Annotated in this window: 23 protein-coding genes; 6 read left to right on the top strand and 17 right to left on the bottom strand. The window is 71.3% G+C overall.

Going from position 1 to position 23,383, the window contains the following annotated elements:
• Nucleotides 1-33: 33 nt before the first annotated feature.
• On the bottom strand, nucleotides 34-2,559 hold the full coding sequence (locus tag IE325_RS38790) for an ATP-dependent Clp protease ATP-binding subunit (protein WP_190074881.1): 2,526 nt from the start codon (nucleotides 2,557-2,559) through the stop codon (nucleotides 34-36).
• Between the two features lie 430 nt (nucleotides 2,560-2,989).
• On the opposite strand from IE325_RS38790, the gene IE325_RS38795 reads away from it, so the two are divergent.
• Entirely contained in the window at nucleotides 2,990-3,733 is a 744-nt protein-coding gene (locus IE325_RS38795) for an SCO3374 family protein (protein ID WP_190074882.1), read from the top strand.
• A gap of 61 nt (nucleotides 3,734-3,794) precedes the next feature.
• Here the strand turns inward: IE325_RS38795 and IE325_RS38800 are convergent, their stop codons facing one another.
• From IE325_RS38800 to IE325_RS38845, 10 genes are all read right to left on the bottom strand, one after another.
• Complete coding sequence (locus IE325_RS38800) at nucleotides 3,795-4,130, bottom strand: histone-like nucleoid-structuring protein Lsr2 (protein WP_007498879.1); 336 nt, start codon at nucleotides 4,128-4,130, stop codon at nucleotides 3,795-3,797.
• A 239-nt stretch (nucleotides 4,131-4,369) separates the two neighbouring features.
• Nucleotides 4,370-4,933 carry an amino-acid N-acetyltransferase gene (locus IE325_RS38805; protein ID WP_190074883.1) on the bottom strand — a complete coding sequence of 188 codons (564 nt, stop codon included), beginning with the start codon at nucleotides 4,931-4,933 and terminating at the stop codon, nucleotides 4,370-4,372.
• 9 nt (nucleotides 4,934-4,942) lie between these two features.
• Nucleotides 4,943-5,527: a BlaI/MecI/CopY family transcriptional regulator gene (locus IE325_RS38810; RefSeq protein ID WP_268256385.1), complete on the bottom strand. Its 585-nt coding sequence runs from the start codon at nucleotides 5,525-5,527 to the stop codon at nucleotides 4,943-4,945.
• Nucleotides 5,528-5,682: 155 nt separating this feature from the next.
• Nucleotides 5,683-5,862 carry a hypothetical protein gene (locus IE325_RS38815; RefSeq protein ID WP_190074885.1) on the bottom strand — a complete coding sequence of 60 codons (180 nt, stop codon included), beginning with the start codon at nucleotides 5,860-5,862 and terminating at the stop codon, nucleotides 5,683-5,685.
• Nucleotides 5,863-5,944: 82 nt separating this feature from the next.
• The gene (locus IE325_RS38820; RefSeq protein ID WP_190075001.1) at nucleotides 5,945-6,559 is read right to left on the bottom strand and encodes a hypothetical protein; all 615 of its coding nucleotides are present in this window, start codon (nucleotides 6,557-6,559) and stop codon (nucleotides 5,945-5,947) included.
• A gap of 192 nt (nucleotides 6,560-6,751) precedes the next feature.
• A complete protein-coding gene (locus IE325_RS38825; RefSeq protein ID WP_190074886.1) occupies nucleotides 6,752-7,549 on the bottom strand; it encodes a type III pantothenate kinase in 798 nt (265 codons plus the stop codon).
• A 7-nt stretch (nucleotides 7,550-7,556) separates the two neighbouring features.
• Nucleotides 7,557-8,528 (bottom strand): carboxylating nicotinate-nucleotide diphosphorylase, encoded by a 972-nt coding sequence (nadC, locus tag IE325_RS38830; RefSeq protein ID WP_190074887.1) that lies wholly within the window; start codon nucleotides 8,526-8,528, stop codon nucleotides 7,557-7,559.
• A gap of 5 nt (nucleotides 8,529-8,533) precedes the next feature.
• On the bottom strand, nucleotides 8,534-10,243 hold the full coding sequence (locus IE325_RS38835; protein WP_190074888.1) for an L-aspartate oxidase: 1,710 nt from the start codon (nucleotides 10,241-10,243) through the stop codon (nucleotides 8,534-8,536).
• Entirely contained in the window at nucleotides 10,240-11,241 is a 1,002-nt protein-coding gene (gene panC, locus IE325_RS38840; RefSeq protein WP_190074889.1) for a pantoate--beta-alanine ligase, read from the bottom strand. The genes IE325_RS38835 and panC overlap by 4 nt, the downstream gene beginning before the upstream one ends.
• Nucleotides 11,238-12,173, bottom strand: a complete 936-nt coding sequence (locus tag IE325_RS38845; RefSeq protein ID WP_190074890.1) for a Rossmann-like and DUF2520 domain-containing protein — start codon at nucleotides 12,171-12,173, stop codon at nucleotides 11,238-11,240. Before IE325_RS38845 ends, panC begins: the two co-directional genes overlap by 4 nt.
• A gap of 184 nt (nucleotides 12,174-12,357) precedes the next feature.
• Between IE325_RS38845 and IE325_RS38850 the strand changes: the two genes are divergently transcribed.
• A complete protein-coding gene (locus IE325_RS38850; RefSeq protein ID WP_229912344.1) occupies nucleotides 12,358-13,563 on the top strand; it encodes a threonine aldolase family protein in 1,206 nt (401 codons plus the stop codon).
• Here the strand turns inward: IE325_RS38850 and IE325_RS38855 are convergent.
• Complete coding sequence (locus tag IE325_RS38855; RefSeq protein WP_190074892.1) at nucleotides 13,553-13,768, bottom strand: hypothetical protein; 216 nt, start codon at nucleotides 13,766-13,768, stop codon at nucleotides 13,553-13,555. The two genes, IE325_RS38850 and IE325_RS38855, sit on opposite strands and share 11 nt — an antisense overlap.
• Before the next feature lie 164 nt (nucleotides 13,769-13,932).
• On the opposite strand from IE325_RS38855, the gene IE325_RS38860 reads away from it, so the two are divergent.
• Complete coding sequence (locus tag IE325_RS38860) at nucleotides 13,933-15,039, top strand: DUF5937 family protein (protein WP_190074893.1); 1,107 nt, start codon at nucleotides 13,933-13,935, stop codon at nucleotides 15,037-15,039.
• A gap of 19 nt (nucleotides 15,040-15,058) precedes the next feature.
• Here the strand turns inward: IE325_RS38860 and IE325_RS38865 are convergent, their stop codons facing one another.
• From IE325_RS38865 to IE325_RS38875, 3 genes are all read right to left on the bottom strand, one after another.
• Entirely contained in the window at nucleotides 15,059-15,691 is a 633-nt protein-coding gene (locus IE325_RS38865; RefSeq protein ID WP_190074894.1) for an AAA family ATPase, read from the bottom strand.
• A gap of 56 nt (nucleotides 15,692-15,747) precedes the next feature.
• Nucleotides 15,748-16,419, bottom strand: a complete 672-nt coding sequence (locus tag IE325_RS38870; RefSeq protein WP_190074895.1) for a response regulator — start codon at nucleotides 16,417-16,419, stop codon at nucleotides 15,748-15,750.
• 75 nt (nucleotides 16,420-16,494) lie between these two features.
• Nucleotides 16,495-17,709 (bottom strand): sensor histidine kinase, encoded by a 1,215-nt coding sequence (locus IE325_RS38875; protein WP_190074896.1) that lies wholly within the window; start codon nucleotides 17,707-17,709, stop codon nucleotides 16,495-16,497.
• A gap of 118 nt (nucleotides 17,710-17,827) precedes the next feature.
• On the opposite strand from IE325_RS38875, the gene IE325_RS38880 reads away from it, so the two are divergent.
• On the top strand, nucleotides 17,828-18,844 hold the full coding sequence (locus tag IE325_RS38880) for an SAM-dependent methyltransferase (protein ID WP_190074897.1): 1,017 nt from the start codon (nucleotides 17,828-17,830) through the stop codon (nucleotides 18,842-18,844).
• 16 nt (nucleotides 18,845-18,860) lie between these two features.
• Here IE325_RS38880 and IE325_RS38885 read toward each other — a convergent pair whose 3' ends face one another.
• Entirely contained in the window at nucleotides 18,861-20,012 is a 1,152-nt protein-coding gene (locus IE325_RS38885) for an NADH-quinone oxidoreductase subunit D (protein WP_190074898.1), read from the bottom strand.
• A gap of 31 nt (nucleotides 20,013-20,043) precedes the next feature.
• On the opposite strand from IE325_RS38885, the gene IE325_RS38890 reads away from it, so the two are divergent.
• Both IE325_RS38890 and IE325_RS38895 read left to right on the top strand, forming a co-directional pair.
• Nucleotides 20,044-20,562, top strand: coding sequence for a PH domain-containing protein (locus IE325_RS38890; RefSeq protein ID WP_190074899.1), 519 nt, complete (start codon nucleotides 20,044-20,046; stop codon nucleotides 20,560-20,562).
• The gene (locus IE325_RS38895; RefSeq protein WP_190074900.1) at nucleotides 20,559-21,893 is read left to right on the top strand and encodes a PH domain-containing protein; all 1,335 of its coding nucleotides are present in this window, start codon (nucleotides 20,559-20,561) and stop codon (nucleotides 21,891-21,893) included. The genes IE325_RS38890 and IE325_RS38895 overlap by 4 nt, the downstream gene beginning before the upstream one ends.
• Before the next feature lie 193 nt (nucleotides 21,894-22,086).
• On the opposite strand, the gene IE325_RS38900 is transcribed toward IE325_RS38895, so the two are convergent.
• Nucleotides 22,087-23,379 carry an ICP22 family protein gene (locus IE325_RS38900; RefSeq protein WP_190074901.1) on the bottom strand — a complete coding sequence of 431 codons (1,293 nt, stop codon included), beginning with the start codon at nucleotides 23,377-23,379 and terminating at the stop codon, nucleotides 22,087-22,089.
• Nucleotides 23,380-23,383 lie beyond the last annotated feature (4 nt).

The following is a 23,383-nucleotide window of genomic DNA, read 5'->3' on the forward strand; positions in this document are numbered from 1 at the left end:
CACCGGCCCCTTCCTTCGCCTCACCCCGTGGGGCTAGGCCTCCTTGCTCAGATTCGGACCCGCGCCACCGGCCGCCTGCTCGATCGGCGGAACGTCCGGCAGGGCCGACTTCTCCTCGCCGCGGAAGGTGAAGGTCTTGGTCTCGCCCTCGCCCTCGGTGTCCACGACCACGATGTGACCGGGGCGCAGCTCGCCGAAGAGGATCTTCTCCGACAGGCTGTCCTCGATCTCGCGCTGGATCGTGCGACGCAGCGGACGCGCGCCCAGCACCGGGTCGTAGCCCTTCTTGGACAGCAGCTCCTTGGCGGACTGGGAGAGCTCGATGCCCATGTCCCGGTCCTTGAGGCGCTCGTCCACCTTGCCGATCATCAGGTCGACGATCGCGAGGATGTCGTCCTGGGTCAGCTGCGGGAAGACGACCACGTCGTCGACGCGGTTGAGGAACTCGGGCCGGAAGTGCTGCTTGAGCTCGTCCTGGACCTTGTTCTTCATGCGCTCGTAGTTGCTCTTCGTGTCACCCGAGGCCGCGAAGCCCAGGTTGAAGCCCTTGGAGATGTCCCGGGTGCCGAGGTTGGTCGTCATGATGATGACCGTGTTCTTGAAGTCCACGACCCGGCCCTGGGAGTCGGTCAGGCGACCGTCCTCCAGGATCTGGAGCAGCGAGTTGAAGATGTCCGGGTGGGCCTTCTCGACCTCGTCGAAGAGGACGACGGAGAACGGCTTGCGGCGGACCTTCTCGGTCAGCTGGCCGCCCTCTTCGTAGCCCACGTAGCCGGGGGGCGAACCGAAGAGACGCGAGACCGTGTGCTTCTCGCTGAACTCCGACATGTCGAGGGAGATCAGCGCGTCCTCGTCGCCGAAGAGGAACTCGGCGAGCGCCTTGGACAGCTCGGTCTTACCGACACCGGACGGGCCGGCGAAGATGAACGAGCCACCGGGACGCTTCGGGTCCTTCAGACCGGCACGCGTACGACGGATCGCCTTCGACAGCGCCTTGACGGCGTCGACCTGGCCGATGACCCGCTTGTGGAGCTCGTCCTCCATGCGCAGCAGACGCGAGGACTCCTCCTCGGTCAGCTTGAAGACCGGGATGCCGGTGGCGGTCGCGAGGACCTCGGCGATCAGCTCGCCGTCGACCTCGGCGACGACGTCCATGTCGCCGGCCTTCCACTCCTTCTCGCGCTTGGCCTTCGCCGCCAGCAGCTGCTTCTCCTTGTCGCGGAGCGAAGCTGCCTTCTCGAAGTCCTGGGAGTCGATGGCCGACTCCTTGTCGCGGCGCACGCCCGCGATCTTCTCGTCGAACTCGCGGAGGTCCGGCGGCGCGGTCATCCGGCGGATGCGCATCCGGGAACCGGCCTCGTCGATCAGGTCGATCGCCTTGTCCGGCAGGAAGCGGTCCGAGATGTACCGATCGGCCAGGGTGGCGGCCTGGACCAGCGCCTCGTCGGTGATGGAGACCCGGTGGTGGGCCTCGTACCGGTCACGCAGACCCTTGAGGATCTCGATGGTGTGCGGCAGGGACGGCTCCGCGACCTGGATGGGCTGGAAGCGGCGCTCCAGGGCCGCGTCCTTCTCCAGGTGCTTGCGGTACTCGTCCAGCGTCGTCGCACCGATGGTCTGCAGCTCACCGCGGGCCAGCATCGGCTTCAGGATGGAAGCCGCGTCGATGGCGCCCTCGGCGGCACCCGCACCGACCAGCGTGTGGAGCTCGTCGATGAACAGGATGATGTCGCCGCGGGTGCGGATCTCCTTGAGCACCTTCTTCAGGCGCTCCTCGAAGTCACCGCGGTAGCGGGAGCCGGCGACCAGCGCGCCGAGGTCCAGGGTGTAGAGGTGCTTGTCCTTGAGGGTCTCGGGCACCTCGCCCTTGACGATGGCCTGAGCGAGGCCCTCGACGACAGCGGTCTTGCCGACGCCGGGCTCACCGATCAGGACCGGGTTGTTCTTGGTACGGCGGGACAGCACCTGCATGACCCGCTCGATCTCCTTCTCGCGCCCGATGACCGGGTCGAGCTTGGACTCACGAGCGGCCTGGGTGAGGTTCCGGCCGAACTGGTCGAGGACCAGGGACGTCGAGGGGGTGCCCTCGGCAGGCCCGCCTGCGGTGGCGGTCTCCTTGCCCTGGTAACCGGAGAGCAGCTGGATGACCTGCTGCCGCACCCGGTTGAGATCAGCACCCAGCTTGACCAGGACCTGGGCGGCGACGCCCTCGCCCTCACGGATCAGGCCGAGCAGGATGTGCTCCGTGCCGATGTAGTTGTGGCCCAGCTGAAGGGCCTCGCGGAGCGACAGCTCCAGGACCTTCTTGGCACGGGGGGTGAAGGGGATGTGCCCGGACGGGGCCTGCTGCCCCTGCCCGATGATCTCCTCCACCTGCTGGCGGACCGCCTCGAGCGAAATCCCGAGGCTCTCAAGGGCCTTGGCGGCGACACCCTCACCCTCGTGGATCAGGCCCAGGAGGATGTGCTCGGTGCCGATGTAGTTGTGGTTGAGCATCCGGGCTTCTTCCTGAGCCAGGACGACAACCCGCCGCGCGCGGTCGGTGAACCTCTCGAACATCGTTAATCGCTCCTCAGAGCGGTCAGGCAGTGGGGGGAACTTCCCCTCCCTGTCCTTCCGCAGCTTAGTCCCGCAAGCGGGGACCGCTCATTCCAACTGCCGACACCGTCGATGGCCTCCTGACCCCGAACGCCGACATCTGCTCCAACCCGATGGTGCGAGACGATGTTCCCGCAGGCCAGGTGGTTACCCTCACCATCAGTACGCCGATGGCGAACGTGAGACTCACTGTCCTGCGTGTCGCCCCCTCCCACTAGGGATGTCTTACCCGCTGGGACTGACACTCCATGCCGCGCCCCCCGGTTCCCTCCGCTACGGGCGAACAACCTTGCGCCACCCCACACCCCCGCGCGCCCCCTCTTTCGACACTCTGCGCACAGACCGACTCACCCAGCGTAACCCGCACGTCCATTCGGCGGTTGCACTTGGCATGGTCGGCACCCGCCCCACGATCACCGCGGACCTCGCCGCGATCCCCTTCCCCCGTCGGCCGCTCGATCCGAGCGATCAGGTCCGCCGGTGGTACGAGAACGAACTGGGCTGGCCGGTGGTGCCCGCGGCCCCCGGATGCCTGCCGCGGCTGCGGGTGGGCGTGCGCTTCGACGTCCTGGACGTCCCGGCCGAGGCGGGCCGCGCGGCCCTGCGCCATCTGACGCCCCGCTCCCCCGTGGCCGTGCGGGGCGACCGGATGCGGCTGCTCGTCGCCGTCGGCGGCGCGGACGAGGTGCCCGGTGTGCTGCGCTGGCTGGAGTGGGGGGAGCTGCCCCTGGGCCTGAGGACGCTGGGTGAGGGCGACCTCATGGAAGCGCCGGCGCCGTGGCCGGCCGGGGCGGTGACGGTCGTGGAGCCACTGGAGTTCGTGACGGCGCCGGTGGTCGTACGGCATCACGTCGGTGAACCGCCTGCGGCCGCAGTCGTACGGCCGTCCGGGCCTGCCGGGTCCGCCGTCGTGCGGCAGGTGCCCCGGGGGCGCTCCGGTGCCGTGCAGGGGGCCGCCGTGTGGCTGCGACCCCCCGAGCCTGGGGGCGAGGTCGAGGCCTCGCTGCCGACCTTGTCGGCCCTCGGGGGCGGTGGGGGCGCCCCCGATCTCGTGCGGGTGCTGGACACGGTGGCGACGCAGTGCCACCAGCTGCGGCTGCGGCGCGGGTGCGCCGGGCCGACGGCCCGTCCGTAGTACAGGCCTTGGCCTCGGCCTTGAATCAGGCGTCGGCCGGGGATCGGGCTTCGACCTGCTATCAGGCGTTGGCCTTCTCGTAAGCCTCGCGAATGGACGCCGGAACACGGCCGCGGTCGTTGACCTCGTAGCCGTTCTCCTTGGCCCACGCGCGGATCTGCGCGGTGTCCTGGCTGCCACCGGAAGCGGCGCGCGCCTTTCCACGTCCGCCCGAAGCGCGACCTCCGGTACGACGACCACCCTTCACGTAAGGCTCGAGAAGGCCACGGAGCTTGTCCGCATTGGCAGTCGTGAGATCGATCTCGTACGTCTTGCCGTCCAGCGCGAACGTCACGGTCTCGTCCGCCTCGCCGCCGTCGAGGTCGTCGACAAGAAGGACCTGAACCTTCTGTGCCACCGGATTTCCTTTCATCGATAACTTGAGGGCCTGGGGTCTGCGGCGTCCGCCGTTTCGCCGTCCCCTGTTATATGCAGTACTGCAGTACGTCGGAAAGCAAACCGCTTTTGCTGGAAAAACACAAACCCCCGGGAGAGACCCACAGGCCGGTCGCCGTCCGGAAACATGCGCGTTTCGGACATAGGGCACCTGGGCATGGCCGGTCGGGCGGAATACGCGACCTTGAGGATCCCCGGCGATCACAGATGCAGAAGCATCCGGCTGTTGCCCAAGGTGTTCGGTTTCACTCGTTCGAGACCGAGGAACTCCGCCACACCCTCGTCATAGGAACGCAGCAGCTCCGCGTAGACATCGGTGTCGACAGGTGTCTCGCCGATCTCGACGAAGCCGTGCTTGCCGAAGAAGTCCTCTTCGAAGGTCAGACAGAAAACCCGTCGAACACCGAGCCAACGCGCGGTGTGCAGCAACTTCTCCAGCAACTGGTGGCCGACGCCGGCACCCTTCAGGCCGGGCTTCACCGCGAGAGTGCGCACTTCCGCGAGGTCTTCCCACATCACATGCAGGGCGCCGCAGCCGACGACCTCGCCGTTGTCGTCCCGTTCCGCGACCCAGAACTCCTGGATGTCCTCGTAAAGCGTCACCGTGGCTTTGTCGAGCAGGATGCGCCGGCGGACGTACTCGTCAAGGAGACGACGCACCGCCGGGACATCGCTGGTACGGGCCCGTCGGACGGTGATGGCTTTTGCGGTGACTTCTGGGCTCTCCGTCGAGGGGGGCTCGGCGGAGTGGCTCTCTGCTGACATGAGCGGACGCTATCGCCCGTCGGGGTCCTGTGCTGAGGCGGGGTTCTCGCGGGTGGTATCCGGGGTTTGGCGGCGACGGGTTTGGGTGCCGCGGGTTTGGCCGCCCCGGGTTTGAGAGCTGCGGGTTTGCGGGTTGCCCGTATCCGCGCCGGCGGTATCGAGGGGGTCGGTATCGGCGTTGTCGCTATCGGTGCCGGTATCGCTGCTGCGGGTATCCGCTGCGGTATCGGTTTCCGGGCCCTGGACCATGCGTACGGCGTCCGACAGGGCCCGGCGCTGTTCCTCGCTCATCATGCCGAAGAAGGCGACGAGGGCGGCGGCGGGGTTGTCGCTCTGCGACCAGGCGTCGTTCATCAGGGCGGCGGCGTAGGCGGCTCGTGTGGAGACCGCCTCATATCGATAGGCCCGGCCTTCCGCCTCCCGGCGCACCCAGCCCTTCTGATGGAGATTGTCCAAAACGGTCATCACCGTGGTGTAGGCGATGGACCGTTCCTGCTGGAGATCTTCCAGGACTTCTCGAACGGTCACCGGGCGGTTCCACTTCCACACCCGCGTCATGACCGCGTCTTCGAGTTCTCCCAATGGGCGAGGCACAACTCAGCACAATAGTGGGAGTTCTAGGCGTTGGCGTGCCGGACGTGCTCTTTTCTGGCAAATGGGAACAAAAAGGGCGTACGACTCGGAAAGTGTCGGGCTTCGAGTCGTACGCCGTGTCGCGCACCGCCGGCCCTGAGGCGGCGGCGGTCGTCTCAGGCGTCCTGGTTCGCGGAGGCCTGGCGGGCGCCCTCCGCGCGCGCGAGGGCGGCGTCCACGGCCGCGTCCTCCTTGGCCTTGTTGGCTCCGCCCTGGGTCTTCACGATCACCCTGATCAGGCCGATGAAGAAGACGGCCATGACGGCCGGGGGGAGGAGTGCGGAGACATAGTCCATGCGCCAAGGGTAGCCAGGGGGCGGGGCGTGGGCGGGGTGGGGGTTGCCCGGCCGGTGAGGGCCGGGCGGTCGGGTGCCGGTGTCAGCCCGCGGCGAGCTGCTGGGGCGGGTTCGGTGGCGGTGGGGTGGGTCTGCGGCGGGGGAAGACCTCGCCCGGGGTGGGGATGGGGCGGGCCGGTTTGGGGGCGGCGGGGGTGGGTTCGGGGCCCGGGGCGGGTTTGGGGGCGGCCGGCTTCTCGGCGGGCTTCTTGCGAGGCTCCTTGGAGGACTCCTGGGCGAGGGCGGCCTGGGCGGGGAGGCCGACCGCGCCGACGGCGAGGCCTCCGGGGAGGGCCTGGAGGTGGTTGCGGGAGGCGGGGACGGTCGGCCGGCAGCGGCCCAGGAGGGCGGCCGCCCTGGGATTGCCGCGCAGGGCCCGCAGGGCGGCGAGGTCGTCGGGGGTCGGGTCGTATCCGGCGCCGAGGGCCTCTTCCAGGAGGGCGAGGTAGCCGCCCGTGGCACCGGGGAGGGCGGCTCGGTAGCGGGCCAGGTCGGCCGTCAGGAAGGCACGCATTCGGGCGCCCTCGCGCATGGCCTCGTCGAGCGATTCGGCGAGGCGGAGACAGTCCTGGACGTCCTCGGCCGGGGCAGGGCTGGGGTGAAGGGCAAGAGCGAGGGCGCGGCGGAGCACTCGCAGCTCCTCCACGCCGAACGCCATGCCACCGCGGGATCCGTATGGCGTGGGCATGGCCTGACGATACGCGCTAATCAGACAAACACGGCATATGGGACAGGGTGTGGCGTGGGGTGGTACCCAGGTGGTGGGGTGGCGCCCGGTGGTGGGGTGCCGCCTGGACGCCGGTCACCTCAGCGGCGACCGGCGCCGACAAGCACCGCCCGGCCGACGGGGTCACATACGGGAGACGTTGCGCTCATAGACCAGGCGCAGGCCGATCAGGGTCAGCCATGGCTCGTGCTCGTCTATGACCGAGGATTCGCCCAGGACCATGGGGGCCAGACCGCCCGTCGCGATGACGGTGACCTCATCGGGGTCGTCCGCCAGCTCGCGGGCCATGCGGTTGACCACGCCGTCGACCTGGCCCGCGAAGCCGTAGATGATGCCGGACTGCATGGCCTCGACGGTGTTCTTGCCGATGACGCTGCGTGGGCGGGCCACCTCGATCTTGCGGAGCTGGGCGCCGCGGACGCCGAGGGCCTCGACCGAGATCTCGATGCCGGGGGCGATGACGCCGCCGACGTACTCGCCGCGCGCGCTCACCGCGTCGAACGTCGTCGCCGTACCGAAGTCGACGACGATCGCCGGGCCGCCGTAGAGGTCGACCGCCGCGACCGCGTTGATGATGCGGTCGGCGCCGACCTCCTTGGGGTTGTCGGTCAGGATCGGCACGCCCGTCTTCACACCCGGCTCGACGAGGACCGCGGGGACGTCGCCGTAGTAGCGGCGGGTCACCTCGCGCAGCTCGTGCAGGACCGAGGGGACCGTCGCGCAGATGGCGATGCCGTCGATGCCGTCGCCCAGCTCGTCGCCGAGGAGCGGGTGCATGCCCATCAGGCCCTGGAGGAGGACCGCGAGCTCGTCGGCCGTGCGGCGGGCGTCCGTGGAGATGCGCCAGTGCTCGACGATGTCCTCGCCGTCGAAGAGGCCGAGGACGGTGTGCGTGTTGCCTACGTCGATTGTGAGGAGCATGCCCGTCCTACTCCGCCGCTCGCAGGTCCAGGCCGATGTCCAGGATCGGCGAGGAGTGGGTGAGGGCCCCTACGGCCAGGTAGTCGACGCCGGTTTCGGCGTAGGCCCTGGCGTTGTCGAGGGTCAGACGGCCCGAGGCTTCGAGGGCGGCCCGGCCGGCCACGATCGCCACCGCCTCCTCGCACTCGCCCGGCGTGAAGTTGTCCAGGAGGATCAGGTCCGCGCCCGCGTCCACGACCTCGCGGAGCTGGTGGAGGGTGTCCACCTCGACCTCGATGGCGAGGTCCGGGAAGGCCTCGCGGACCGCCTTGAAGGCCTGTGCCACGCCGCCCGCGGCCACCACATGGTTGTCCTTCACCAGCGCCGCGTCCGAGAGGGACATGCGGTGGTTGACGCCGCCTCCGCAGCGCACCGCGAACTTCTCCAGCGCGCGCAGGCCCGGGGTCGTCTTGCGGGTGTCGCGGACCTTCGCCCTGGTGCCGTCCAGGACGTCGGCCCACGCGCGCGTGGCCGTCGCGATGCCGGAGAGGCGGCACAGGAGGTTCAGGGCGCTGCGCTCGGCCGTCAGGAGGTCGCGGGTGCGGGTGGTGATGGACAGGAGCTTGTCGCCCGCCTCCACCTGCTCGCCGTCCTCGATGTGCCGCTCGACCTCGAACTCGTCCTCGCAGACGATCGAGACGACCGCTTCGGCGACCCTGAGGCCGGCCACCACGCCCGCCTCGCGCGCGACGAAGTCGGCGGTGGCGACGGCCTCCTCGGGGATGGTCGCGACCGTCGTCACGTCCACGCCGTGCGCCAGGTCCTCCTGGATGGCCACATTGGCGATGTCCTCGACCTCGACGGGGTCCAGGCCCGCCTCGGCGAGGAGCTCGGCGAGCGCGGGGTCGAGACCGCACTCCAGGTACTCCTCGTCGGCACCGCAGGCGCAGTCGTCGCCGCAGCCGCCGTTCGAGGCGAGGGGAAGGTCGGGGGTGGTCACTGCTGTCACTGCTCCTGGGGCCGGGTCGGGGGGAAGTCTGCGGTGTCGGTGGTGTGCACGGCCAGTGTGCGGTCCGGGTTCAGGCGTACGACGATGTGGCGGCGCCATGCCGTGTCGTCGCGGTCGGGCTCGTCCTCGCGCCAGTGGCAGCCCCTGGTCTCGTCCCGCAGTTGTGCCGCGGCGACCAGGACCCGGGCCACGCACAGGAGGTTGGTGGCCTCCCAGGTGTCGACGCCGGGCTCTGCGGTCTTGCCGTTCTCGGCGAGGGCGTCACGGGCCTCGGTGCGCAGCTGCTGGAGCTGGTCGGCGGCCCTGGCGAGGGAGTGCGCGGAGCGCAGGACGCCCGCGCCGTCCGTCATGATCCGCTGGATCGTGAAACGGGCCTCGGGCGTGAGCAGGGGGTGCTCGGGGGTCTCGGGGTACGGCACCGGGTGCGGCACGCGCGCGTGGAGGCCGTCCGCCGCGCGGGACGCCGTGATGTCCTCCGCGATGCGCTCGGCGTAGACCAGGCCCTCCAGGAGTGAGTTGGAGGCCAGCCGGTTGGCGCCGTGCACGCCCGTGCAGGCGACCTCACCGCACGCGTACAGGCCGGGGACCGTCGTACGGCCCTGGGAGTCGGTGCGTACGCCGCCGGAGGCGTGGTGGGCGGCCGGGGCGATCGGGATGGGGGTGGTGACCGGGTCGATGCCGTTGGCACGGCAGGCGGCGAGGATCGTCGGGAAGCGGTTCTCCCACATGTCGGCGCCGAAGTGGCGGGCGTCGAGGAACATGTGCTCGGCGTCCTGCTCCTGCATGCGCCGCAGGATGCCCTTGGCGACGATGTCCCGGGGGGCCAGTTCGGCGAGTTCGTGCTGGCCCAGCATGAAGCGCACGCCGTCGGCGTCGACCAGGTGGGCGCCCTCGCCGCGCACGGCCTCGGAGACCAGGGGCTGCTGGCCCTCCGCCTCCGGGCCGAGGAAGAGCACGGTGGGGTGGAACTGCACGAACTCCAGGTCGCTGACCTCGGCGCCCGCGCGCAGGGCGAGGGCCACGCCGTCGCCCGTCGACACGGACGGGTTGGTCGTCGCGGAGAAGACCTGGCCCATGCCGCCGGTCGCGAGCACCACCGCGGGGGCGTGGACCGCGCCCACGCCGTCGTGCTGGCCCTCGCCCATGACGTGCAGGGTCACGCCCGCGGTACGGCCGTCGGCGTCCGTCAGGAGGTCGAGCACGAGGGCGTTCTCGACCGTGCGCACGCCACGCGCGCGTGCCGCCTCGACCAGGGCGCGGGAGATCTCCGCGCCGGTCGCGTCGCCGCCCGCGTGGGCGATACGGCGGCGGTGGTGGCCGCCCTCGCGGCCGAGGGCCAGTTCGCCCTCCTCGGACTCGTCGAAGTGGGCGCCGGTCTCGATGAGGCGACGCACGGCGTCGGGGCCCTCGGTGACCAGGATGCGGACCGCTTCCTCGTCGCACAGGCCCGCGCCCGCGACCAGGGTGTCGTCCAGGTGCTGCTCGGGGGTGTCGCCCTCGCCGAGGGCCGCGGCGACGCCGCCCTGCGCCCAGCGGGTGGAGCCGTCGTCCAGGCGGGCCTTGGTGACGACGACCGTCTTCAGGCCCGCGGCCTCGCAGCGCAGTGCCGCGGTGAGGCCGGCGACGCCGGAGCCGACGACCACGACGTCCGCGTCGATGGACCAACCGGGCTCTGGGGCGTGCAGTCGTATGCCTGTGCTGGTCACGAGGCGGCTCCGAAGGTTCCGAAGGTGAGGGGGACATTGTCGATCAGCCGGGTCGTCCCGACCCTGGCGGCGACGGCGAGGACGGCCTCGCCGGTGAAGTCGTCGTCGATGTCGGTGAAGTCCGAGGGGTCGACGAGTGCGAGGTAGTCCAGCTTGAGCGGCGGGTCGAGTCGGGCGGCCTCGTCGAGGACCAGGCGGGCCGCCGCGCGGATGGCCGCCGCGGCGCCGGGGACGGCCTTGGAGACGGCGTGTGCGTCGGCCGCCGCGCGGGACTCCCCTATGGCGCTGAGCGCCTCCGCACGCGCACGCGTGGCGGGCACTTCGCGGGCCCGCGCGCGCAGCGCCTCCTGGGCCGCGTGCCGGTCGCGGCCGGCGAACAGCGCCTGGGAGAGCGCGAGCGCGGTGTGCCGCTCCTTGGCCGAGAGGTAGCGGTTGCGGCTGGAGAGCGCGAGACCGTCCTCCTCGCGCACGGTGGGGACGCCGACGATCTCGACGCCGAAGTTCAGGTCGCGCACCATGCGGCGGATCAGGGCGAGCTGCTGGGCGTCCTTCTGGCCGTACAGGGCGACGTCGGGGCGGGTGAGGTGCAGCAGCTTGCCGACGACGGTGAGCATGCCGTCGAAGTGGCCGGGGCGCGAGGAGCCCTCCAGGCGCTCGCCCATGGGTCCCGCGCTGATGCGGACCTGGGGCTCGCCGCCCGGGTAGACCTCGTCGGCGGCCGGGGCGAACACGGCGTCCGCGCCCGCCTGTTCGGCGATCTTGAGGTCGGCGTCCAGGGTGCGCGGATAGCGGTCGAGGTCCTCGCCCTTGCCGAACTGCAAGGGGTTCACGAAGACGGTGACGACGACCTCGCCGTCCGGTCCTGCGATGCCGCGCGCGGTGCGGATGAGGGTGGCGTGGCCCTCGTGCAGGGCGCCCATGGTCATCACGACGACTCGGCGGCCGGTACGCGTGCGTGCGTGCAGTTCGCCGGCGGTGCGCAGCAGGGTGGTGGTCATCGGGCGTCTCCCTCGGCGCCGGTGGTGCCGTTGCCGCCTGCGAGTACCCCGAGGAGGTCCTCGGCGAGCTCCGGCTTCAGCAGTCCGTGCGCGAGCGCGCGGTCGGCGGTCGCGCGGGCCATGGCGAGATACCCGGCGACGGTCTGCGGGGCGTACCGGCGCAGCTCGGCGACGTGTGCGGCGACGGTGCCCGCGTCCCCGCGCGCGACGGGGCCGGTCAGGGCGGCGTCGCCGGAGCGCAGGGCATTGTCGAGGGCGGCGCCGAGCAGCGGGCCGAGCATGCGGTCGGGGGCGGCGACGCCCGCCTCGCGCAGCAGCTCCATGGACTGGGCGACAAGGGTCACCAGGTGGTTCGCGCCCAGCGCGAGCGCCGCGTGGTACAGCGGGCGCCGCTCCTCGGCGATCCACTCCGGCTCGCCGCCCATCTCGATGACGAGCGCCTCCGCGGCGAGGCGCAGTTCCTCGGGCGCGGTGACGCCGAACGAGCAGCCGGCGAGGCGCTGGACGTCCACCGGAGTGCCCGTGAAGGTCATCGCCGGGTGCAGCGCGAGCGGCAGGGCGCCCGCGCGCAGGGCGGGGTCCAGGACCTTCGCGCCGTACCGCCCGGAGGTGTGCACCAGCAGCTGGCCCGGCCGGATCGCCCCGGTCTCGGCGAGGCCCTCGACCAGGCCGGGCAGCACGTCGTCCGGGACGGTCAGCAGCACCAGCTCGGCGCGCGCGAGCACTTCGGCGGGCGGCACCATCGGCACCTCGGGGAGCATCCGCTCGGCCCGTCGCCGGGAGGCGTCGGAGACCCCGGAGACGGCCACCGGACGGTGTCCGGCGAGCTGGAGGGACGCGGCGAGCGCGGGGCCCACCCGGCCGGCGCCGACGACACCGACGGTGAGCCGCGCGGGGCGGTCCCTGGGATCTGGCTGTTGGCTTGTACTCACGCGACGGCGGCCTTCCCGTTCCAGTCCGCTCGGGGTACCGGACGATTTCTCGTCATGTTAACGCGATTGGTTCGAGGGGCGTTCGGTTGTCCACAGGCTGTGGGTTATCGCACGCCTTCACGCGCCGTCGGCGCGGGGGAAATCCGCGTGCCCGCGGCGGCAGGCGCACGGGATGATCCGAGGCATGAGCGATACGGCGGAGCAAGAGCAGCAATTGTCGGCCGAGCAGCCGTCGGACGACGAGCGGCGCAAGCGGCGCCGTGAGCGGCGCATCGGCGCCTACCGCAGCGCCCGGCGCGTGCTCGCGCGCCCCGGCTTTCTCGGCACCCTGCGCGAGCGCCTGGCGCTGCTGGACGAGGCGCGTGCCCTGGAGCTGCACGACCTGGACGAGACGTCGGACCTCTACGGCGACGGCATCGTCGAGGCCCTTGAGGACAGAACCGCCAATCTGCTCGGCAAGGAGGCCGCCGCGTTCTTCCCGACGGGCACCATGGCCCAGCAGGTGGCCCTGCGCTGCTGGGCGGGCCGTACCGGGAACCCGGCCGTCGCCCTGCACGCGCTGGCCCACCCCGAGGTGCATGAGCGCAGCGCGTTCAGCCGGGTGAGCGGCCTGCGCCCGGTCCGTGTGACGAGCGAGCCGCGGCTGCCTACCGCCGCCGAGGTACGGGACTTCGACGAGCCCTTCGGGGCGCTGATGCTCGAACTGCCGCTCAGGGACGCCGGTTTCGTGCTGCCCACCTGGGAGGAGCTCACCGAGGTCGTCGAGGCGGCACGCGAGCGCGAGGCGGTGGTGCATTTCGACGGCGCGCGCCTGTGGGAGTCCACCGTCCACTTCGGCCGCCCCCTGGAGGAGATCGCGGACCTGGCGGACAGCGTCTATGTGTCGTTCTACAAGTCCCTCGACGGCTTCGGCGGCGCCGCCCTCGCCGGTCCCGGGACGCTGGTGGCCGAGGCGAAGGCCTGGCGGCACCGCTACGGAGGCGCGGTCTTCCAGCAGTTCCCGACCGCGCTGTCGGCCCTCGCCGGACTGGAGCGGGAGCTGCCCCGGCTGCCCGAGTACGTCGCCCACGCGCGCGTGGTCGCCGCCGCGCTGCGCGAGGGGTTCGCGGCGGCCGGGGTGCCCTGGGCGCGGGTGCACCCCGAACCGCCGCACACGAACGAGTTCCAGGTCTGGCTGCCGTACGACGCCGATGTCCTCGCCGAGGCGGCGATCCGGCAGGCCGAGGGGACGGGGATCGCTCTGTTCGCCAACGCCTGGGACGTCAAGGGGCCGGATCTGGCCTTCACCGAGGTCTACGTACGGGCCGCCGCCCTGGAGTGGACGGCCGACGACGTACGGCGGGCCGTCGCCGACTTCGTGGCCCTGCTGACCGAGGAGGTCACCAGGTAGAGCGCGGCCGCAGGTGCAGCCACCGGCCCAGGGTCCGCCGTATCCGCCCGTGGGCCGGGCGTCCGGCGACGACGGCGCTGAACTGCCGGTGGTCGCGGATCTCGCGCATGACCTGCCAGTCATGGGCACCGGGCGCCGGAGGGGCCGCCTCGCCGAGCTGGCGGGCACGGTAGGTGTCGAGGAGGTGGTGCTGCGTGATGCTCATGGTGGATCGCCTCACGGGACGTAGGAGACATGACGGTGGTGATCGGGCTCCGCGGCTGCCCCGGTCGTCCCAGGCTGCGCCGGGTACGGCAACCGCGTCGCGTCGATTGACGGCTGCCGTCAATCGACGGCCGCGTTGTCAGTGGCGGGGTGCACCATGAGTGCATGACCGTGAGCATCGACATCGCGGGGCTGAGGCCGGAGAAGCTGGCCGTCGTGCCCTCACCGCTGGCCGAGCTCGGCATGGCGCTGCACGCGCTGTCGGAGCCGGGACACCACCCGGGGCTCCAGGGCTGGGTGACGAGTGTGACGGCCGGCCTCGACTCCCCGCTGGCCGACCGGATGTGCGAGGCCGACTTCCTGTGGCGGACGACGTTCTCGGACCTGTTCCTGCCCTTCGCCGGCATCCCGGGCGGCAGCGCCCTCCCCGGTGCCACGCTCGCCGAGGAGCTGGACCAGCTGGACAAGCTCACGGACGAGCAATTCGTGGACGCCGCCTTGGAGTTCACCTGCGCGCTGCCGTACGAGACACCGGCGCCGCCCGTCCTCGACGACCCGGACCTGCGCCACCGCGCCCTGGAGCTGGCCGCCGCGCGCGGGCCGCAGCAGTTGCGGTTCAGTGAGCGGCTGCTGGCGGACCCGCCGCGGATCCGGTCCTGGCTGCGGCAGTTCCTCCAGGACTGCGACGAGGCGTTCTTCGCCGAGACCTGGGCCCGCCTGCGCCACCAGCTCGCGGCGGACGCCCGCCACAAGACCGACCTGCTGCGGCACAAGGGGCTGACCGAGGCGCTGTCCGCGGTGTCCACCGCGGTGAGCGTCGACGAAGCCGCCGGCCGGATCAGCATCGACAAGCTGCGCCAGGGCCACACCGTCATCAAGAACAGCAGCCTGCTGCTCGTGCCGACCAGCCTGGGCTGGCCGCACCTGATGGTGCTGCACCGGCACGGCTGGCAGCCGGTCCTGCACTACCCGGTGAGCTCCGCGGGGCCCGCCGCGCCGCCGTCCGTCGACCAGCTCACCCTGCGGATGACCGCCCTCTCCCACCCGCTGCGGATGCAGCTCTGCCGCAACCTCGCCCGCAGCACCTACACCACGGGCGAACTCGTCCAGATCCACGGCATCACGGCGCCCGAGATATCCCGGCATCTGGGCGTCCTCAAGAAGGCGGGCCTGATCACCACCCGCCGCAGAGGGCGGTACGTCCTGCACCAGCTCGACGTCACCGTGGTGGCCCGGCTCGGCAGCGACTTCCTGGAGGCGCTCCTGAGGTGACCGGCGGTGCCCTGAACCGTCAGTCGAACCGGATGTGCCGGATCCCGACGCCGACCTGCCGCAGCCGCGTCCGCAGCACGCCCTCGTTGTTGGGCCGCAGCCGCAGCCCGGCGAGGACGGCGATGCGGTCGGCCGTCTTCGGCACGGTCGAGTGATCGGTCCACAGATGCTCGGCGAACTCCGGCTCACGCAGCCGCTCCAGGCAGTGGTCGAGCTGCCGCACCGCCCAACTCTCCCGGCGCAGCCCGGCGTTCTTCCCGGCGACGTACTGCAGGACGTGCCCGAAGCCGCGTTCCCGCAGCCGCTTCAGGACGGTCTCCCGCTGGGCGAGGAGGCTGAAGTGCCGTACGTCATGGCCGAGTTCGCCCAGCCTGCCGACCGTCTCGGTGAAGTAGTCGGAGTTCGTCACCGTCATGGGGGCGATGACCACGCCGTCGTGCTTGGTCAGGGCGAGGTCGAGCACCTCGACCACGCCCTGCCGCCAGGAGGCCAAGTCCTGGAAGTCCCCGCGCAGTTCGGGCGGGAGAGTGCGCCGCAGACCGAACCCGGCGTGCTCGGGGTCGCAGATGACGCTGCCGGGCAGCCGACGCTGGATCTCGTGTGCGGTCTGTGTCTTGCCGCCCCCGAAGGGGCCGTTGATCCACAGGAGCATGCGCAGACCCTAGTGCCCGTGGGTCACGCGCGCGTGACGCCCCCGCACTTCGCCGCTCAGCCGTGCCCGCCGGCCCGGACCAGCCCCGTCTCATAGGCCAGCACCACCACCTGCACCCGGTCGCGCAGGCCCAGCTTGGTCAGGATGCGGCCGACGTGGGTCTTCACGGTCGCCTCGGACAGCACCAGGCGGGCCGCGATCTCGCCGTTGGACAGCCCCTGGGCGACCAGCACCATGACCTCGCGCTCACGGTCGGTGAGCCGCTCCAGCTCCTTGTGCTGGGGCTCCTTCCCGGCGGACGGCAGCATGGGCGCGAACCGGTCCAGCAGCCGCCGGGTCGTGGAGGGGGCGACCACCGCGTCGCCGCTGTGCACCGAGCGGATGGCGGCGAGGAGCTCGCCGGGCGGCACGTCCTTGAGCATGAAGCCGGAGGCGCCCGCCTTCAGCCCGGAGAACGCGTACTCGTCGAGGTCGAAGGTGGTCAGGATGAGCACCTTGGGCGCATCGTCCTCGGAGCAGATGCGGCGGGTGGTCTCCACGCCGTCCAGCTTCGGCATGCGCACATCCATCAGCACCACATCGACGGCGGTCGAACGCAGCACCTGGAGGGCCTCGACGCCGTCGCCCGCCTCCGCGACGACCTCCATGTCCGGCTGGGCGGCGAGCACCATCCGGAACCCGGTGCGCAGCAGCACCTGGTCGTCGACGAGCATCACGCGGATCGCCATCGGGGTCCTCTTCCGTCTCTTCCGTGTCCGTCTACCGGGCCGTTACAGGTGTCAACAAGGTGCATGGCTCAGAGGTCAGTGTGCTGGTTTGAGCGGCAGCAGCGCACTGATGCGGAATCCTCCGCCCGGGCGCGGTCCCGCGTCCAGCGTGCCGCCGACCATGCCGACCCGCTCGCGCATCCCGATCAGACCGTGCCCGCTGCCGTCGGCGCCGCCGTCCTCGTACAGCTCGTGCGGGGCGCCCTTGCCGTCGTCCTCGACGAGCAGCCCGAGGCCGTCGTCGAAGTACACCAGGCGCACACTGGCGCCCGCGTTGGGGCCGCCGTGCTTGCGCGTGTTCGTCAGCGCCTCCTGCACGATGCGGTACGCCGTGAGCTCGACGCCGCTGGGCAGCGGGCGCGGGGTGCCCTCCACCTTGAAGTCGACCGGCAGACCGGAGGTGCGGCACTGCTGGATCAGCTCGTCGATCTGCTCGACGTCGGGCTGGGGGACGTACTCGCCGCTCTCCTGGTGCTCGCCGGTGCGCAGCACGCCCAGCAGGCGGCGCATTTCGGCGAGGGCCTGGCGGCCGGTGGAGGAGATGGTCTCCAGGGCCTTCTTGGCCTGGTCGGGGGCGGCGTCGAGGACATAGGCGGCGCCGTCGGCCTGCACGACCATCACGGAGACGTTGTGTGCGACCACGTCGTGCAGCTCGCGTGCGATCCGGGCGCGCTCGGCGGCGACCGCGACCTTGGACTGCGCCTCGCGCTCCTTCTCGAGCCGGGTCGCGCGCTCCTCCAGCTGCTCGTAGTACGCGCGGCGAGTGCGGATCGAGTCGCCGAGGACCCAGGCGAGCGCGAACGGCACCGTGAGGAAGATGATCAGGGCGATGTTGCCGATGACGCTGGAGTCCTTCTCCGGCCAGCGCAGCTGCGCCAGCGGCGCCGCGCACAACCCGGCGCCGAGCGCGAGCCTGGAGGCCCAGCGCGCGCCGGTCGCGGCGACCGTGTAGACGATCACCAGGAAGGCGAAGTTGGCGGGCGTCGTCGCCACGTTCAGCACCAGCTGGGCCAGTCCCACGCCGATCGCCAGCAGCAGCATTCTCTCCGGCATACGCCGACGCAACGCGATGACCAGGCACAACAACAGGACGACCGAGATGATGGCCGCCTCGGAGTCGGTACCCGCGATCTCCTGTCCGGCCTCCCCCCGGACGGCCACGGTGACCACAGAGATCCCGAAGAGGAAGACGGCCCAGAAGCCGTCGACCCACGTCGGGTGCCTGCGGATGAAGTCGTAGAGGCGCTGCACGTAACCCAGCGTAGGGAAGCGAGATGCGTGCAGGGGTCAACCGGAGGGCCGATCCGCACCCCGCGCGCGTACTCCCCAAGGTGGAGGCTGCGTTCCCCTGTGCGCTTAGCCTGGGCCGGTGACGGCAGAGGCGACGGGTGAGTGGCACGGGTGGCGCACGGCGGCGGAAGCCGCGCTCTACGCGCCGGGCGGCTTCTACCGGCGCCCTGAAGGGCCGGCCGGTCACTTCCGTACGTCCGTCCACGCGTCGCCGCTCTTCGCCCGCGCCGTGGCCGAGCTGCTGTGCCGGGTGGACGAGGCCCTGGGCCGACCCCCCGCCCTCGACCTGGTGGACATGGCGGCGGGCCGGGGTGAGCTGATCACGGGTGTACTGGGCGCCCTGCCGGCCGAGGTGGCGGCACGCACGCGTGCGTACGCCATCGAGATCGCCGATCGCCCGGACGCCCTGGATCACCGAATCGAGTGGCTGCCCGAGCCGCCGTCGCGGATGACGGGCCTGCTGTTCGCCAACGAGTGGCTGGACAACGTCCCCGTGGAAATCGCCGAGGTCGATCCCGCGGGCGTGGCGCGCCGGGTCCTCGTACGACGGGACGGCACCGAGCGCCTCGGGGAGCCCGTCGCCGGGGCGGAGGCGGAGTGGCTGGAGCGGTGGTGGCCGCTGGGGGGCGTGGCGGGGGCGCGGGCCGAGATCGGCCTGCCGAGGGACGAGGCCTGGGCCGCCGCGGTCGCGACGCTGGACCGTGGCCTCGCGGTCGCCGTGGACTACGCGCACACGTCGGCGACCCGGCCGCCCTTCGGCACCCTCACCGGCTTCCGCGAGGGCCGCGAGACGACGCCCGTACCGGACGGCTCCTGCGACATCACGGCACATGTGGCCCTGGACGCCTGCGCCCGGCCCGGAGCGGCCCTGCTGACCCAGCGCGCCGCCCTGCACACCCTCGGCCTCACCGGCACACGCCCGCCTCTGGAGCTGGCGTCCACCAGCCCCGCGGAGTACGTACGGGCCCTGGCGACCGCGGGCCAGGCGGCCGAGCTGACGGCGACGGGCGGCCTGGGCGACTTCGGCTGGCTCATCCAGCCGGTTGGAATTCCAAACGTACTGGTGCAGGGACAGGGCGCGGCCCGCCCGCACTGACTCACTGCCTGTCTGCCTACTTGTCGATGTCCCCGACCACGAAGAACATCGACCCCAGAATCGCCACCATGTCCGCGACCAGCGTCCCCGGCAGCAACTCGACCAGGGCCTGGATGTTGTTGTACGAGGCGGAGCGCAGCTTCAGCCGGTACGGGGTTTTCTCGCCCTTGCTGACGAGGTAGTAGCCGTTGATGCCGAGGGGATTCTCGGTCCACGCGTACGTGTGCCCCTCGGGCGCCTTCAGCACCTTGGGCAGCCGCTGGTTGATCGGCCCGGGCGCCAGCTCGGCGAGCCGGTCGAGGCAGGCGTCGGCAAGATCCAGCGCATTGTGGGTCTGCTCCAGCAGGCACTCGAAGCGCGCGAGGCAGTCGCCCTCCTCCCGCGTCACGACCCGCAGCACGTCCCCCAGCTCGCCGTAGGCGAGATAGGGCTCGTCGCGGCGCAGATCGAAGTCCACACCCGAGCCGCGCGCGATCGGCCCGCTCACGCCGTACGCGTGCACGGCCTCCGGCGCGAGGACGCCCACGCCCCGCGTGCGCCCCCGGAAGATCTCGTTGCCGAGGACCAGGTCGTCGAACCGGTCCATACGGGAGCGCACACCGGCGACGGCGGCACGCGCGCGCGTGGCCCACCCGGCGGGCAGGTCCTCCTTCAGCCCGCCCACCCGGTTGAACATGTAGTGCATGCGCCCACCGGAGACCTCCTCCATCACATGCTGGAGTTCCTCGCGCTCGGTGAAGGCGTAGAAGATCGGCGTGATCCCGCCCAGCTCCAGCGGGTAGGACCCCAGGAACATCAAATGGTTGAGCACCCGGTTGAGTTCCGCGAGCAGGGTCCGGGTCCAGACGGCCCGCTCGGGCACCTCCATGCCCAGCATGCGCTCCACCGCCAGGACGACGCCCAGCTCGTTGGAGAACGCCGACAGCCAGTCGTGGCGGTTGGCGAGCATGATGATCTGCCGGTAGTCGCGGGCCTCGAAGAGCTTCTCCGCGCCCCGGTGCATATAGCCGATCACGGGCTCCGCGCGCGTGATGCGCTCGCCGTCGAGGACGAGCTTGAGGCGCAGCACGCCGTGCGTCGACGGGTGCTGGGGCCCGATGTTGAGCACCATGTCGGTGCTCTCCGCGGCGCCGCCGATGCCGACCGTGGTCTCCGTCGTAGGAGTCATGGACACAGTCTCTCCTACGTACGCTGGGCTCATGGAGACGGGGAGCCCGGAGAACACGGGTACGGCGCGGGACGAGCGGGCAGGGGCCGAACCGGAATGGACCGGGCTGCCACCCGGCCTGCTCCGGATGCGCCGGCTGCTTCTGGTCGTGTGGCTGGGCCTGCTGGCGATCGGCCTGGCCGTGCTGCTCGGCCTGCTCGCGGGACCGTCCTGGACGGCGTTCGCCCTGCTGCCCCTCGCGCTGATGGCGTGGGGCTGGGTGATGCTCGGCCGCAACTGGCGTTCGTGGCGCTACGCCGAGCGCGCCGACGACCTGCTGATCAGCCGGGGCGTGCTGTGGCGTGAGGAGACGGTCGTGCCGTACGGCCGTATGCAGCTGGTCGAGGTCACCTCGGGCCCCGTCGAGCGCCACTTCGGCCTGGCCAGCGTGCAACTGCACACGGCCGCCGCCGCGACCGACGCCACGATCCCCGGCCTGGACCCGGCGGAGGCGGAACGGCTGCGCGACCGGCTCACCGAGCTGGGCGAGGCCCGATCGGCGGGCCTGTGACGACGCCCGGCGTCGACGACGCCGTACGCGAACAGCACCCCGGGACCGACCGCCGCCTGCACCCCATCACCCCCCTCAGGCGCGCGTGGGCACCGGTGGCCGTGCTGATCGGCTGGGCGGTGCACGACCCCGACCAGGCGCAACGCCAGCTGACCAGACTGACCACGACCACCCTCCTCCTCGCCCTGGCGATACTGCTCCCCGCGGCCGCCCTCTACGGCTTCCTCACCTGGTGGTTCACGCACTTCGCGGTGACCGACAGCGAACTGCGCATCCGTACCGGACTGGTGTTCCGGCGCACCGCGCACATCCGGCTGGAACGCATCCAGGCGATCGACGTCACCCAGCCGCTGCTCGCGCGCGTGGCAGGCGTGGCGAAGCTCAAACTCGACGTCATAGGCGCGGACAAAAAAGACGAACTTGCCTTTCTGGGCGCGGAGGAGGCCCGTACCCTGCGCGCGGAACTCCTCGCCCGCGCCGCCGGTTTCGCCCCCGAGACGGCCCACGAGATAGGCGAGGCACCCTCCCAGCAACTCCTGCGCGTGCCCCCGCGCGTCCTCGCCGTCTCGCTACTCCTCACCGGCGCGACCTGGGGAACGCTGGCCGCGGCGGTGGTCGTACCCACCGTCCTCTGGCTGACCACCGAGAGCCCCTGGACGGTCCTCGCGACGGCGATCCCCCTGATCGGCGCGGCGGGGGCGAGCAGCGTGGGGCGCTTCGTCACCGAGTACGACTGGACGGTGGGCCAGTCGCAGGACGGGCTGCGCATCGACCACGGCCTGCTCGACCGGGCCCACGAGACGGTGCCGCCCGGCCGCGTCCAGACGGTACGGATCATCGAACCGCTGCTGTGGCGGCGACGGGGCTGGGTACGGGTGGAGCTGAACGTGGCCGGCTCCTCCAACTCCCTCCTGCTCCCCGTCGCTCCGCGCGAGGTCGCCGAGGCGGTCGTCGCGCGCGTGCTGCCCGGGGTGACGGTCCCCGACCGTGCGGCGCTGTCCCGCCCTCCGCGACGGGCCGCGTGGTGCATGCCCCTGTGGTGGCGCGGCTACGGCCTGACGATCACGGACGCGGTCTTCGCCGCCCGAACCGGCGTCTTCCGCCGAAGCCTCGCCCTCGTCCCGCACGCCAAGGTCCAGAGCGTACGCCTCACGCAAGGCCCCTGGGAGCGCCTCTGGGGCCTCGCCGACGTCCACGTGGACACCGGGGCCAACAAGACCGTGACAGCCCGCCTGCGACCCACACAGGACGCGGCGAACCTCCTCCACAGCCAGTCCGAGAGATCCCGAACGGGCCGCCGGGTCGCGGCCCCGGACCGCTGGATGTCCTAGCCACAATCTCCGGGGCTGCGCCCCCAGGCCCCGCCACCGGCCCTGAACGGGCCTTGTCCTCAAACGCCGGACGGGCTGAAAGATTGGCCGGCGTACCCCCCAGCACGGCCCCGACCCACGAACCGAGCACGGGCGCTACGCGAGCCCCCAACCAGCCAAGCGGGCCGCCGCAGGCATACGCGACGTCACCCCGTCAGGAAACCGCGCTCCGCAACCCCTGCACATCAATCTGCTCAGTCTCGTCGTGAGCCGTCAGATCGATGACCTGGCCGATCCCCCGCGACTCCTCGTCCGCCGGCTTGAACTCCGCCTCGGACTCGGCCTTGTGCAGAGCGAGGGCCTCCTGGCCGACGACGTCAGCGAGGTCCTCGTTCTGGACGGACTCCAAGGCAGAAGACGCCCCGTCCGTCTTCGTACCGAAGAAGTCGAACCCACCCTCGACCACCCGACGCCGCACAGGCGCGGCAGGCACAACGGCCACGGCGGTCGGCGCGATGAAATGCCCCGCAGGGAGGGCGGGCCGGGTCGTGGCGGCCGCGTGCTCATGCCCGTCGACCGCCCCGGACTTCCCCTGTGGGTCGTCCTCCAGCGCGGTCTCCGTCTCCGACGCGCCGACCCCCTCCGCCTCTACGGCGTCCGAACCGTCCTCCACCGACTCACCGCCGGAAGGACCATCACCCTTGGGGGGCTCATTGTTCGGCGGCTCGTCCTTCGAAGAGTCCTTCGCGGTCCCGCCCTTGGCCGACTCACCCTTGACCGACTCACCCTTGACCGGCTCGTCCTTGACCGGCTCGTCCTTCTCGGACCCGCCCTCGACGGAGTCGTCCGCAGGCTCACCGTCCTCATCGAACCGCGCCAACGCCGCCTTCGCCCGAAGAAACAACCGAGACCCCTCCGGCGAGAAAACCCCCGGAGCACCCTCATCGACCGCGACCTCGACGTCAGCCTCGACCTCGGCCTCCTCCGAAGCAGAGGCAGCCACAGCCCCCGCCCCCTCGACCGGCGCCGGCGGCAACGCCTTCGCAGGAGCAGCCGCCTCTATCTCCAGAACCCGGCGCTCCTCCAGCACACTCGCCCGCTCGGTCTCCGAAGTGGCGTACCGCCGCAACAGCGCCGCATGCTCATTGCGCAGCCCCGCAAGCTCCGCCCGCTTCCCCCGCAGCCGCTGCTCCAGCTTCACCCGAAGCTCGCGCGACTCGTCGAGGTCGGCCTCAAGCTCCGCGACCCGCTCCTCATGCCGCCACTCGTCGCTCGCACGCGCGCGCGTGAGGTCCGCGACCTGCTTGCCCGCCTGTGAGTCCCAACGGCGCATGACGACCGCACCGACGACCGCCGTCGCCGCGGCGGCCCCGGCAAGGCCGCGCAGCACCATGGCCTCGGTGAACACCCAAGGGGCGAGCGCACAGACGACGGATACGCCCGCGATCGCCGACGGGGGCAGCAGCCTGTGCAAGGGCGGTGAATGGCGGTGACGTCCACGTGGCATGGCC

The sequence above is a fragment of the Streptomyces lanatus genome (genome assembly GCF_014655715.1).
GTDB lineage: Bacteria > Actinomycetota > Actinomycetes > Streptomycetales > Streptomycetaceae > Streptomyces > Streptomyces lanatus.

What these genes read in the sequence shown, in the direction of transcription:
- IE325_RS38790 (WP_190074881.1), bottom strand. Translation starts at nt 2,559, where the DNA reads ATGTTCGAGAGGTTCACCGACCGCGCGCGGCGGGTTGTCGTCCTGGCT.
- IE325_RS38900 (WP_190074901.1), bottom strand. Translation starts at nt 23,379, where the DNA reads ATGCCACGTGGACGTCACCGCCATTCACCGCCCTTGCACAGGCTGCTG.
- IE325_RS38825 (WP_190074886.1), bottom strand. Translation starts at nt 7,549, where the DNA reads ATGCTCCTCACAATCGACGTAGGCAACACGCACACCGTCCTCGGCCTC.
- IE325_RS38865 (WP_190074894.1), bottom strand. Translation starts at nt 15,691, where the DNA reads ATGCTCCTGTGGATCAACGGCCCCTTCGGGGGCGGCAAGACACAGACC.
- IE325_RS38855 (WP_190074892.1), bottom strand. Translation starts at nt 13,768, where the DNA reads ATGAGCATCACGCAGCACCACCTCCTCGACACCTACCGTGCCCGCCAG.
- IE325_RS38890 (WP_190074899.1), top strand. Translation starts at nt 20,044, where the DNA reads ATGGAGACGGGGAGCCCGGAGAACACGGGTACGGCGCGGGACGAGCGG.
- IE325_RS38885 (WP_190074898.1), bottom strand. Translation starts at nt 20,012, where the DNA reads ATGACTCCTACGACGGAGACCACGGTCGGCATCGGCGGCGCCGCGGAG.
- IE325_RS38815 (WP_190074885.1), bottom strand. Translation starts at nt 5,862, where the DNA reads ATGGACTATGTCTCCGCACTCCTCCCCCCGGCCGTCATGGCCGTCTTC.
- IE325_RS38805 (WP_190074883.1), bottom strand. Translation starts at nt 4,933, where the DNA reads ATGTCAGCAGAGAGCCACTCCGCCGAGCCCCCCTCGACGGAGAGCCCA.
- panC (WP_190074889.1), bottom strand. Translation starts at nt 11,241, where the DNA reads ATGACCACCACCCTGCTGCGCACCGCCGGCGAACTGCACGCACGCACG.
- IE325_RS38820 (WP_190075001.1), bottom strand. Translation starts at nt 6,559, where the DNA reads ATGGCGTTCGGCGTGGAGGAGCTGCGAGTGCTCCGCCGCGCCCTCGCT.
- IE325_RS38870 (WP_190074895.1), bottom strand. Translation starts at nt 16,419, where the DNA reads ATGGCGATCCGCGTGATGCTCGTCGACGACCAGGTGCTGCTGCGCACC.
- IE325_RS38850 (WP_229912344.1), top strand. Translation starts at nt 12,358, where the DNA reads ATGAGCGATACGGCGGAGCAAGAGCAGCAATTGTCGGCCGAGCAGCCG.
- IE325_RS38860 (WP_190074893.1), top strand. Translation starts at nt 13,933, where the DNA reads ATGACCGTGAGCATCGACATCGCGGGGCTGAGGCCGGAGAAGCTGGCC.
- IE325_RS38795 (WP_190074882.1), top strand. Translation starts at nt 2,990, where the DNA reads ATGGTCGGCACCCGCCCCACGATCACCGCGGACCTCGCCGCGATCCCC.